The organism is Sphingobacterium tabacisoli, assembly GCF_017908035.1.
In the GTDB taxonomy this organism is placed as follows: domain Bacteria; phylum Bacteroidota; class Bacteroidia; order Sphingobacteriales; family Sphingobacteriaceae; genus Sphingobacterium; species Sphingobacterium tabacisoli.
In genome coordinates, this window is record NZ_JAEQMU010000006.1 from 163,945 (window position 1) to 176,791 (window position 12,847).

10 protein-coding genes are annotated in these 12,847 nt (G+C 42.9%); 1 reads left to right on the forward strand and 9 read right to left on the reverse strand.

What is annotated here, in order from left to right; translation table 11 throughout:
• Positions 1 to 96: 96 nt before the first annotated feature.
• The 9 genes from JKG64_RS19460 to JKG64_RS19500 form a co-directional block, all read right to left on the reverse strand.
• Positions 97 to 1,278, reverse strand: a complete 1,182-nt coding sequence (locus tag JKG64_RS19460; RefSeq protein ID WP_210355937.1) for a FecR family protein — start codon at positions 1,276 to 1,278, stop codon at positions 97 to 99.
• A gap of 97 nt (positions 1,279 to 1,375) precedes the next feature.
• Positions 1,376 to 1,969 carry an RNA polymerase sigma-70 factor gene (locus JKG64_RS19465; RefSeq protein ID WP_210355938.1) on the reverse strand — a complete coding sequence of 198 codons (594 nt, stop codon included), beginning with the start codon at positions 1,967 to 1,969 and terminating at the stop codon, positions 1,376 to 1,378.
• Between the two features lie 169 nt (positions 1,970 to 2,138).
• Complete coding sequence (locus JKG64_RS19470) at positions 2,139 to 3,641, reverse strand: PKD-like family lipoprotein (RefSeq protein WP_210355939.1); 1,503 nt, start codon at positions 3,639 to 3,641, stop codon at positions 2,139 to 2,141.
• A 40-nt stretch (positions 3,642 to 3,681) separates the two neighbouring features.
• Positions 3,682 to 4,461 (reverse strand): DUF4843 domain-containing protein, encoded by a 780-nt coding sequence (locus tag JKG64_RS19475; protein ID WP_210355940.1) that lies wholly within the window; start codon positions 4,459 to 4,461, stop codon positions 3,682 to 3,684.
• Positions 4,445 to 5,953 (reverse strand): RagB/SusD family nutrient uptake outer membrane protein, encoded by a 1,509-nt coding sequence (locus JKG64_RS19480; protein ID WP_210355941.1) that lies wholly within the window; start codon positions 5,951 to 5,953, stop codon positions 4,445 to 4,447. Before JKG64_RS19480 ends, JKG64_RS19475 begins: the two co-directional genes overlap by 17 nt.
• Before the next feature lie 8 nt (positions 5,954 to 5,961).
• The gene (locus JKG64_RS19485; RefSeq protein ID WP_210355942.1) at positions 5,962 to 9,267 is read right to left on the reverse strand and encodes a SusC/RagA family TonB-linked outer membrane protein; all 3,306 of its coding nucleotides are present in this window, start codon (positions 9,265 to 9,267) and stop codon (positions 5,962 to 5,964) included.
• A 120-nt stretch (positions 9,268 to 9,387) separates the two neighbouring features.
• Positions 9,388 to 10,539 carry a FecR family protein gene (locus JKG64_RS19490; protein ID WP_210355943.1) on the reverse strand — a complete coding sequence of 384 codons (1,152 nt, stop codon included), beginning with the start codon at positions 10,537 to 10,539 and terminating at the stop codon, positions 9,388 to 9,390.
• 45 nt (positions 10,540 to 10,584) lie between these two features.
• Positions 10,585 to 11,178, reverse strand: coding sequence for an RNA polymerase sigma factor (locus JKG64_RS19495; RefSeq protein WP_210355944.1), 594 nt, complete (start codon positions 11,176 to 11,178; stop codon positions 10,585 to 10,587).
• A 219-nt stretch (positions 11,179 to 11,397) separates the two neighbouring features.
• A complete protein-coding gene (locus JKG64_RS19500; protein ID WP_210355945.1) occupies positions 11,398 to 11,823 on the reverse strand; it encodes a hypothetical protein in 426 nt (141 codons plus the stop codon).
• Between the two features lie 333 nt (positions 11,824 to 12,156).
• On the opposite strand from JKG64_RS19500, the gene JKG64_RS19505 reads away from it, so the two are divergent.
• On the forward strand, positions 12,157 to 12,714 hold the full coding sequence (locus JKG64_RS19505; protein ID WP_246512719.1) for an RNA polymerase sigma factor: 558 nt from the start codon (positions 12,157 to 12,159) through the stop codon (positions 12,712 to 12,714).
• Positions 12,715 to 12,847: the final 133 nt, after the last annotated feature.

Genomic DNA, 12,847 nt, shown 5'->3' on the forward strand with positions numbered 1-12,847 from the left:
GTAAAATATTATTAATTCAAAACTGATGCTATTTCCAGGTACTATCGAAGAGAGGGTGTTGGCGCATCCCCTCTTCTCCTGTTCTGATAACCGTCCTTATTTCATCACGACCACCCTCCCTTCTTGAATATCAAAACGTAAATCAGATACTTGTTCTATATTCGCCAAGACCTCGCTCAGCTTTTTGGAGCGCTTGAAGCTCCCCGTAAATAAATCTGTCGACCCCGCTTTAAATTCAACCCCAGCAATCGTATACCACTTGGCCAAGTCTTCCATAATATTCTTTATAGACTCCTCCTTAAATCGGAAATAACCTTCCTTCCAGGCCAGCACCTGCCCCATATCCACCCTGTCTTGCAATTGTATACTCGCCGAATGATTAACCCGTGCCTGCTGTCCCGGTTTGATACGAGCCTGCCCCTGTGCGGCATCCACCTGTACCGAACCTGATACCAAGGTCGTCGCCACATCCTTATCCGTCTTATAAGCCGACATATTGAACTGGGTTCCCAATACGGTTATCGCTGCATTCTTGGCATGTACCACAAAAGGCGAAGTCTTATCGTGGGCTACCTCAAAGAAAGCTTCTCCCGAGAGCGTCACTTCGCGTTGTTTCTTACCAAATAAACTAGAGATTTCCACCTGCGAATCTGAATTCAGCTGGACGACCGAAGCATCTGGCAACATCAGACGTAACGTCACGCCTTTAGGTGCTACAAAACGGTGCTTTTCGTTTGCCAGAAAAAAATCTGCCTGTTGACTCTGTTGCATAATGATCGTACCATCTCCGCCGCGCAGCAGCGCCAAGCCCTTATAATGAAGCGTATCCTTCCCCACATCAGCCAGCGAGAGTTGCTTGCCATCCGCCAATGTTATCAATGCATCCTCCTTTGGCAGTTCGATATCCGTTGTTATCTCCTTAGCCGTAGCGACTACCGGATCATTATCCACTGTTCTGTTCTTCCACAACTGATAGCCCACGACACCTACAATTCCGGTCAAAAGCACCACCGCTGCGACCTTTCCCAGGGAGCTCCATCGCTTATAAAACGGCACCAAGACAGCTTCTTCTTCCGCTGTTTTGCTCAAAATGCGTTCAAATACAGCATCCTCTTGAAAAGCCCTATTTCCCTCCAATTGGAGCGATCGGTCCACCAAATCCGAAAACTCGGTCTCCTCCAATTCCTCCATCAATACATCCAACTCCCGTTGTTCGGACTCCGTCAGCGTACCATTCAGGTATTTATTAAAAAGTAGTTGTAATCTATTTCTATCCAATTTTCTTCGCCTTGATTATAGGTAGTACACCCAAGTCGGGCGAAAGGACTAGTCAGCATGTAAAAAAATAATTTGGATACTAAAGGAGAAATAGGGACTAATGTAATAAATAGTCAGCCACTTTTACCACAGGGAGCGATAAAAGCAACAAATAATTATAATCCGCCTGTGGGAGCGTCTTTCTGAGATTTTTAAGAGCCTGTGTAATATGATTTTTCACCGTATTGGGCGATATACCCATTTCTACGGCAATCTGCTGATGGCTATATCCTTCTAAGCGGCTCAACCGTAACGCTCTTTTTTGCTGCTCAGGCAGGCTTTCTATAGAATGTTCCAAGTGACTTTCCAACTCCCGTACGTCCAGTCGCTGCTCCACATCGTTGACCTGCACGTCTGTCACCTGCACCAAGTATCTTTTTGTTACGCGCGCATGGCGCAGCTGATTAAAGCATAGGCGTTTGGCCATTACATAGATCAATGGCCATAGATCCTGACCTTCACGGATTTCCTCCCGCGTGGCCCACACTTTTACAAAACAGTCCTGCACCAGCTCTTCTGCAGCAGCTGTATCTCTCAAGAGCCTAAAACCCAAGTCATACAACAATGGCGCGTAGGCATCATACAACGAACGAAAGGCGAGCCTGTCACCTTGCTTAATCCGCAGTAATATACCTTTTGTAATTGTCGTCATGAGTTTTAGCGATTGTCGCTGTTAATTTAGATTCCCGATAAAGGTATAGACATTTATCTATAAATCCAATCTGCCCAAAGATACAACGCTAATGTTAAGCGAATATTAATAACCGAAAAGGGTTAAAAATCAATTATCAAACCCGTTTAAAGAATTCCAATTCTACCTGTTAATAACTCGTATTATGAGTAAAAAAATCTTTCAGACCATCTCCCACATACAATAGATCACCGACATAATCGCCATTACCTTCTAAAATAAACGCCGGCTCCGGGTTCAGCCTGCCAGTATTTTTGGTAAACATCCGGACTTTATACCTTCCGCCGGTTACCGTCCCTACTGCCACATAACTATGCGCATATGCGGGTTCTAAGGTATACTTACGATGCCTTAGCAGTGTAATTTTCTCCCCTTGTGGCACCACGTACTGCAACTGCTCCGTATGATTAGAAAGGTTACGCGACCATATTTCGTTACCGACTACAAAAAACAACAAGTTTTCCTCCCCTTCCAACAACATATACCTACTGGCATTATAGAGCTTTTCAGTTGGCCGTATAGGATAACCTTTCATCATAAAATGTGTTGCACTTGGTATCACCTCAGCCACGGTCTTTATCAGCGGATTGCTTTTATCCTGAAATATAGCGTAGCCCGTTGTAGGCGTCTCCGTCTTAAGTCCCATATACAGCATATTTTTAGCACTTTTATTGGCGGGTATATCCGTTTTCGAACTATCCCGTACAGGAGCCAGCATCCCTCCTGCACTTACCCCCAGCACAAATGAACTACTTAACTCATCAAAAAAATACGCACCACTTCCCAATACCGTGCCTATAAAATATTTAGAAAGGTGATAAGGTGTATTTCTATCATCGATGCGATTTGGTGCACCAAACTGCCCTGTACTTCTAGAAGCTACCGAATACCCATATAACTGTCCATCATTAGCGGCATACTGCGCAATCGCTGCACTTATAATAAAAGTCGGCTTTCTTACAGGTGGAGTCATAAGAAATAAGGTTTCAAAGGATCTGAATTCCTTAAAACTATTGATACCGATCGAGCTTCCATCCCGTTCCGACACCACAAACAACGTACGTGTCGGAACATATTCCTTCCCATCCCATGCAAAATACCGCCCGTAAAAACTCATCAAAAGTGGATCTCCTTCCAGTTTTCTATTATTATTCAAGCTAAAGACGTTGTCCATATATTGATATTCCTGCGAGGTATTCCCAGGAACAAAAAGATCAATATCCGTCTTACTCTGCGTAGACTTAGCCACATACCACCCCCTAGTATAAGCCGTCCCAATTTTCAGTTCCGCAGTTTCATAGTGCGAATAATCCGTCCTTTTATTTCTCACCTGTAAACGTATTCTATATAAACCAGGTTCCTTATTCAGCTTAAGATCAAGTATTCTTGTTCTCGTCAACGTATCATTGGGCAACATCACCCAAAGATATTCCAGATCAGCCTGTGCATCCGAAGCCTGGACAATGGGATCGATTACTATATTTTTGCCATGCAATAGCCCGCTATAAGACTTTTCTACACCTGTCACTGTGATCGCCTCCTTCTCCCTAAGCCCATAACTGCTATTATCCTTTATACACGAAGTCAATGCTATTATCACAAAGACACTATATATACAATGTTTCATTTTCATCGGTAACAATTATTCGCAATCTAAATACCTTCAAACTATCTTAGAAATTGATCAACTCATTTGTCTCGGGATCCCGCAACGGCTCTTCATGGTCCCGATTATAATCCGCAACAGCCCGGCGCAATATGATTATCCAATACTCCATCACCGAAGTCAAAGGCACCACTTCTTCAAAAAAAGCCTGATTCCACAACTGCCCTGTTACTTCAATCATAAATTCATGCTTTCGCAGGCTATATTTACCCAGATAATAGTCTTCCATTGCGATATCCCAAGCTTCGGGGCGACTCAGTTTATCACTAAAAATCAACTTACGCCAACTATTACTGACACTTCCCTCCTTAAAATTTTCATTATCCGCTATCTTAAACTTCAGCATCACCTCCTGTTGTTTCAACGTTTTATCCCTTAGGAGCACAATAGGCACCCGTACATGATATTGTCCCGCTTTCATCACATAGACCGAAGCCATAGTCGTATTTTGAAATCCGACATAATGTACATCTGCAACTGCATTGACCTGACCAACCACTATTTCCTGTTCCAACCTATACGTACGATCATACCCTACAACCTGTCCCACAGTATACAAATCAAAATAAACCGTATCGCGTACAATAGCAGGCTCATCATAATAAAAAGTCGTTCTTTTCAGGGTATCCATTAATCTCCGACGTACATCACCAGCCCATTTCAATTCCGGACCAAACTGCAGATAATCCTCTCCTTTATAGAATTTGTAATCCTCTTTCTGACAGGCCAACGCTACAAAAGCAAGCAGCATAGCAGCTATCCGGTATATATTAATTATTCTCTTCATCGCCATAGATTCTTTTGATATACTCCGTTTCTCTCAAAGGTTCAGGAATCCGATATTCCACTGCCGAAGTAGGTGACTTAAATATAATTTTATTAGCCATTGCCTCCATTCTCTTATAGGTATAAAAGGCCTGGCCCTCTCCAAAGAATTCTCTTCGGAACTCATTCATGATCTCGTCCCTCCTTGCTGGAATTCCCTGCGGTAATTGTCTATTCGGGAGACCTCTACTCGACAGGTACCTATTCCAATACAGTTGTGCTTCATTTTCTTCTCCCGCCTCTGCAAGTAATAGATACAACTCAGATATTCTTATCAATGGTATCTGCTTCAACTCGACCTCATCTACTATCCCTCCATGACCTTCTTTGCCCCCATACTCCTGTACATTATACTTTTTCAGGACATTAATCCGGTCTGTATTTGACAATATCCGCATCTCCCACAGCCTATTATTTCTGATATCCTCCGTTACATTGCCATACAGTTGCCTTTTGACCGCATCAGGCGTATTTCCCTTTTTAAGGCTTCCTGATGCAAAATATTGATCAAACTTTTTCTCCAGATTATGGTCAAATAATCCAAAAATATGCTCATTGATCAAGGCAAAGTCGTTCTTCCCCAGATCCACATCAGTCCCCAACCTAAATTTAGCTGTCCCATTAACATCTTTTACATTCACTAATTCCTTTGCTATGGCGCAAGCCTTATGGATATCTCCGTCCCAGATATAGGTTCTGGCCATCAATGCTTTCACGGCATACACATTCATACGTAGCATCCGATGCGAATAGAAATCATCTGCCGGATCAAAAGGCGTATTTTTTGCCGGATTACGCAGCTGGAGCAAAGAATACTTCGTGATCGGATCGATACTCCCCAACAGTTCTTCAGCGGCCTCTAAATCCCTTAACAATTCCCCTATAAACGTTTTAAAATCGACCTTGGGATGCACCTTTTTAGATACCGTCTTCACATAGGACAAGATAGGTGATGCATTTTGTTTTGACGGCACCGGTCCATAGATGCGCAATAAGTCCAGATGCAAGTAAGCCCTTAGCCCCAATGCTTCTCCTTTGACCAGCCTATACATCATTTCGGAAGAAAACACCCCACGTCTTTCATCCATATTTTTCAATAATGCATTGAGATTAGCGATAGCGGCATACATATGAGTATAAATCGAATCAAACTTCGCTACCACATCCTGTGCGGCATAATCATGTCTATTCAGACCCCACTCGGCGGATCCCTGACGTACATCCCAACTCGAGACCAGGTGCTCCATAGTTCCAAAAACCAGCGCCTTACCATACAAACTCGTGTCCTTCATCTGTATGTATACTCCTGTGAGCACCTTTTTAAAGCCCTCTTCGGTACTATAGGTCAGCTCTTCGGGCGATTCTGTGCGCGGGGTTACCTGCAAAAATTTCTTACAGGAGACCGACAGCAGCACCATTATACTGTACAAGATCCATCTATACATCTTCATCATATCAAACATTAGAATGTAACCGAAAAATTAAGTCCAAAATAGCGGGTAAACGGATAGTTCGTCCCTCGCTCCCTTTTAATCGTCGATAAATAAAATACATCCGACATATTAGCCGTCACTATTAATCCCTGCACCCCATAGTGTCTTAGAAAATCTCGATTTCCCATATCATAACGCAAGCTTATATTCTGTAAGCTCAGGGTACGCTCATTCTGCACAAACCGTGAAGTCTTATAAGTTGGTGAACAGGAACAGTTTGATTTAAACGCCACCTGATCCCCTGGTTTCGTCCAGCGGCTATCATACACCCGGGCATCCATATTGAATCTATAGTCCATTACCTCTATACGCTCTCCCAATGTTGCATTATATTGCTGCCCACCGAAGCGATAGCCAAAGAAAGCATTGAACGTAAAAGACTTATAGCGCAACATCGTACTGAAGTTGCCAAAAAAGGTCGGATCCGTACCTCCTACCGCCACGACATCCCTGCCATTCCAGGTAGATGTTGGTTTACCGTCTTTTCCGATGAAAAATTCCTCTCCCGAGCTCGGATCTATTCCTAATGAAGGCACCGCCCATATCGTATTACTCGAGTATCCCTCCACAAACAATAGCGCTTCGGGATTACCTGTTGCATTCTTAATCACCTCCTGCGCCTCTTTCAGTGCCTTAGAAGTCTTTAGCACCTTATTCTTATTCCGTACTGCTGTCGCCGTCACACTCCATGCTATCCCCTCCTCAGGCATTTTCCATAGATAGGCTGTAGCAATCAACTCCATTCCTTTATTTTCCATTTTTCCGATATTGTCGATATAACTGCCAAAGCCATTGGACGGCGGGAGCATAACCGACGATACCATATCTCGAGAAGTTTCTTTATACACGTCCGCCATCATTGAAAAATACCCCTCAAACATTTCCAGTTCAATACCTATATTGTTTTTATAGTTCTGCTGCCACCTGAGTTCCTCATTGCCGAGCCCCATCATATAGCTTCCTGTCCAGTTAAAATACCGGTCATCGGTATAGTATTTATAGGTTGAAATGGACTGATAAGCCCTGAAGTTTTGTGAGCCTGTAACACCGGTAGACATCCTTATTTTTAAACGATTTATCGCTTCGGGCAATGTGAAGAGTGTTTCCTGATGCAAGTTCCAACCAGCTCCTACAGACCAAAACGGCGCAAACTGATTTTCAGCGCCAAATTGTGATGCACCGTCCATTCGCAGGGAGGCATCTGCAAAATAACGATCTGCATACGAATAACTTAGGTTACCGGTAAATCCAACCGCTCGGGACAGTACCTCGCCCCCATTAGGTTTACCATCCTTGGCATACTGCAGTGCTGCAGGAAGGAAATCCAAATCGGGATTATTGAAGCCCTCTGCCAGAATCTCATAGTACAGTCGTTTGTTCTGACGGATATTATAATCCACTCCCGCAAACAGCATGTGATCCTGATTGAACACCTTATTGTACGATAGGTTGAGCGATGCGTCATAGCGGAATCCTTTGCCGGTAGAAAATCGATAGTCCCCTTTTCGGGCTATATCTTTTGCACTGTACCGTGCAAATGCCGTATGCTCCGCCGGTCTAAACCGGTCTCCTTGCTGTGTAGATCTTGTAATACCAATCTGGGCCCGGAAGAGCAAATTGCGATACGCGGCCCATTCCACACTCGTGTTATTCGTCAATTCAAAGGTTTCTCCCTTATCAAAGGTATTAAGCGTTGCATTATACAGCGGATTAGTCGGTAGGTTATCTCCCCAAAATCTCAAATAATCCTCGTTACCGGGATCGCCCAGTACTTTCAGGGCCTTGCCATTATCATCATAAGGCCTCCAGTACGGATTCATCCGTACATATTGATGAAAAGCACCATAAGGCGAGTTGGCCTGCAGATTCTGCGTCACCATCAGGTTGTTCTTAAACTTGACCCGGTCATAGACATAAAACAATCCCATTGTACTATTGATGATTTTCTTTGAAGATCCTTTCATGCCCCCCTGTACATCGTTGTACTGTGCCGACAGCACATAACGGAACTCTGGGCTGCCACCATCCAACCGTAGGTTGTGCCGCTGCCCTATGCCATTACGTAGAGGCAGGCTGACCCAGTCCGTATTTACCCCACTATTGACCTCATTGCGTATAAAACTATAATAACGTTGCAAAGAAGTCGATTCAGGTTCATCATAGTACCCCACCGCTTTCTCCAGCTCCAATTTATCCGCCGCATTCAACAGTTTATACGAACTCACATCCGGCAACTCCACATTTATATCCGCACGATAGGTTATCCTTAATTTTCCCTCCCGCGGGCTTCTGGTCGTGATCACGACCACCCCATTGGCCCCTCTTGAGCCATATATCGCCGTTGCCGAAGCATCCTTCAGCAAAGTAATCAACTCCACTTCATTCTCATTGATCTCCAATAGCTTTTGGATGTTAGTTTCAAATCCATCAAGAATAATCAGGGGAGTATTTAGGTTTATTCGTGCATCGCTCTGCAACTCGTCGACATTCGGAATATTACTATTGCCACGAATCTGTATTTCCGGGAAGCCATTGGGGTTAGAGCCATACCGGTTATTTTCAATGAGGTTAAACGAGGGATCTATATTTCGGATCGACGAGACCAGGTTACGGGTTCCCGCCATCTGCAACTCGTCTCCTGTAATAGTAACCGCAGCTCCCGTAAAACTTGAAAGTGCTTTTTTAAATATCCCGGTCGTCACGACCTCATCCATGGTGATGTTTTTGGGGAGGATCAGCACCGTCATCCTCCCCCTATCATAGGTAGCTTTTATTTCTTTAGTCTCATATCCAATACAGGAAATAACAAGTTCCTGATTCTCTACAGCGGCGGGCAGATAAAACTCCCCTTCTTCATCGGATGTAGTTACGATATGAGGTTTATTCTTGACCCGTATCGAGGCTCCTTTAAAGGGGGTTTCCCTTTCATCCAATACCCTTCCTCTTATCCCCTCCCTCTTTCCTATTGCATGCTCTTTATCCCCACTATGTATGACAACAATATTGTTTTTGATTTCATAATGCCATCCTTGGTTCTTTAAGCAATAATCCAGCACCTCTTCTACCCGGGCATCCGTGAGCTTTACCGTTACCGGCTTAAACGCACGTAATTGTTCCGTATTATACATAAAATCGTAGCTCGTCTGTCGCTGTATCTGTTTCAGAATCTGCTTTAGGCGACCGTTTTTCACATCTATGGAAATTCGCTGAGCAAACACATCAGCACTCCATTGCATTAATATCAAGCTATATACGACAATAACAAGTCTTAACATATTAATCCATACTATTTAGGCATAGCAATTTACGCCATTATTGGTTAATATGGTATACAATTTGAATAATTGGATTATTCAAAGAACGTTTTATGCTTTATATTACAGTACAGTAGACTGTTACTGTACCACTAGGTTTCTTCCTTTTATTTCAAAACGGACATCCGCTATCGACTCGATCCGCTCCAAGAGTTCCTTTAGGTCTCTACTTCTAGCCAGGCTCAACGTCAGTCGTTCTTCAGTTTTCTTTTTCCAGATAATATGCTCTATAGCATACCAACGGGTAAGCTCCTTTAGTAAAACAGGCAATGGCTGATCATTACACACAAAATATCCATCCTTCCATCCCAGCACCTCATCCATATCCACCGGTTCCACTGTCATCTGCTCTAGGCTATTGTTAGCCGTTGCCCGCTGTCCAGGCAACAGTATGAGCTCTTGTGCACCTCTTTTCATACACACCTTTCCTTCTTCCAGCGTTGTCTGTACGACATTTTCCGTCGGTAATGCCCGTATATTAAATTTTGTACCCAACACCTGTACATCTACATTTTTTGCTTTTACCTCAAATACCGATGGACGTACTTTTGCCACATCAAAATAAGCCTCCCCTTCTAGTCTGACATTTCTGTTATCACTACCATAGCGCGATGATATCTGTAATCGCGATGCCGAGTTGAGATGTACCTCCGTACCGTCCGATAGCAGTACACGATTACTCCCCCCTTTAGGAGTGGAAAACGTATGGAACCCTTTCTCAGTTTTATAGGTAGTTTTTACGTCCAGACGATATCTCCCTCTAGCGATCCGTTGCACATGCACAGCAGCATTATCGATCTCGTCTACCGTATCAGCCATAACAAACGAACGTCCATCCTCCAACGTAATCATTGCCACGTCTTCGGGCAATAGTAGTTGCGTTGTGTCATTCGAATAGACAGAAGCCTGCATCTCCCCAAGCGGCTCCTTTTCTACGTCCAGTCTCCACCAAAACAGTATACCGATCACACTTGCTGCTGCAGCATATCCGAGCCACTTCTTCACTTTAGATTTCTTGCGGACAGTACCCTCAACTTTAGCATGCAATTCTCCAAGAACCCTTTCTTTTTCAAAAGGCATCTGCATATCGACAATAATCGTTTCATCGATTAGCCCAGATACCTCACCACGCGAGTACAGCTGCAATAGCATCTCAAACTCCTCCTGTTCTTCGACAGACAGGTTCTCTTCGTAGCGCTTTTGCAATAATTGTTTAAATCGTGTAGTGTTCAAAATCAAGACTCTTTATTAGAAGAACAATTGCACAGGAGGGTACGACTAGTGCTTATGAAAAAATATTTCAAAATAGGCCATCAATGGCACGGTGTTGTGGAAATAGGCATCGCCAAAATGCGTACGGAGCTTCTTCAATGCTTGTGTCATATGGTTTTTTACTGTATTGGGAGCAATACCTAAGCGCAAGGCAATCTGCTGGTGTGTGAGTCCCTCGTTTCGACTCAGTTCAATCACTGTACGCTGTTGGTGTGGTAGCTCAGCAATCGTTTTATCCATCAAAGATTTTAACTCTTTATAGAAAACCTCTTCTTCTGGCGATGGTGCTGTCTGTGAAAGATCCACCGCCTCTTCATCCTGTACCACACTTCGCTGTATCGCCTTTATTTTATTAATGCTGAGCTGCTTAGAGACCACATAGAGAAACACCCAAATATTACCCTCTACATCAAGTTGCCCGCGATAATTCCACAATTTGACAAAGACATCCTGCAAGATATCTTCTGCTACATGCTTATCTTTTGTGATTTTAAAACAGACACTATAGACTCCATTGGAAAGCACCTCGTACACTCTATTAAAGGCGGAAAGATTCCCTTTCTTTAGGTCAGCGATGGTATCACGGTCGATAAGGTGCATAGGTATTCGTTGTTACTACGGCCTAAGATAATCAACTTTTCCGACTTCTATAAAAACTTCAGTTTTCCTATCCTCCTCATTTACCCATTCAGTTAACTTCCAAGTGGCCCTGTCTTATGGATCGGAGATCAATACATAAAAAAAGGCGTCGATATAAAATCGACGCCTGCTTGGTACGATAGCATCGGACCTACTCTCATTTACTTAAATTTACTTCTCTTATTGCTTCGTTCCTTCAAAGCTATAATAGATTTCATTTTCTTGTGTCTTGGATGTCATCAGAATGACCGTTTTATCCTCAATACTATACAGGAAGCTACCGTTAGGTTCACTTAGCGTATTGATCGAGATGTTATGCGTATTAGAGACCTTCATTGTCTTAGGTGCTACGCCTGAATATTCTTCTCCTGATTTTGCTTCGATTTTAACATGTGAAGCATCAACCTTAGTGACATTAATAACAGCATTGTAATAGTCTTTTCCACCGATTACTTTAACTGTACCGACATAAGTACCTATAGCGGCATCAATGCTACCTCCTTCAGGAGCTTTATCGTCATCTTTACTACAGCTTGCAAATATCAAACTAGCACAGGCAAATAACATTACAGCTAAGAAGCTGTTTCTTTTCATAAATTTTTTCATCGTTGTATATTTTTAACGCGGGTACCTACACAACTATTACGCCATTTTCGCCTCTACTTTTATAAACCGTACGGAAAAAAATAAGACCAAAAGATAAAACGCTAATTATCAACCATTTCACAAAAAACAAAAAAAAAGAGACTTCATTCGCTGAACTTCTTCTATACCATAATCCTAATCCGATCTCTAAATTCGAGCTATCCAATGAAACAACCAGGCCCCAGTCATCACTATGAGTATACAGAGAGGTTAGAATAGATCCATATCCAGCGTATTGTGAACAGGATATAATAGAAAAAAAAACAAGTATATTTGTATTCTGATGGCGTTGATTTGAACACAAAGCGGACATATGATGAAACTGCACTTTTAGCCAGGCTAAATGTAGACGAAAGTGCTTTTCAGAAGATATACAACCGGTACTGGGAGCGACTTCTTAGCATTGCCTATCATAAGTGTAATGACCTTTCGATGGCTGAAGACTGTGTACAAGATGTTTTTCTGAGCCTGCTGAACCATCAAGCTCCAGACCGCATAGAAAATCTGGAAGCCTATCTTGCCAAAGCCGTAAAATTTTCAATACTACGTGCGATTTACAAACACAGACGAATACAATATATCGATGAATACACAGATAGCAACCTCCCGCAATCTATTTCAGTAGAAGAAGCGCTTGAAGAAAAAATGCTTCAGGAATATCTCTTCGATCACGTTGAGCAGCTACCTGACCGCTGTAGAATCATCTTTAAATCATCCCGGCAAGAGCACATGTCTAATGATGAAATTGCAGAAAAAATGAATATTTCCAAACGAACCGTAGAAAATCAACTTTCCATTGCTATGAAAACCCTAAGGAAGTATCTTCTGCGTACGATTACTATTTTTTTCTGACAGTGTATCTATTCAATGGACATCAAGAACTTTCATATCTGTTGGTGAGCCGAAGGAATCATGAAAGTTTTTTCACTAACCCCCGTGCGTCCGGTCTGACTTCCTGTACTATACCTACTATACAGGACTATCC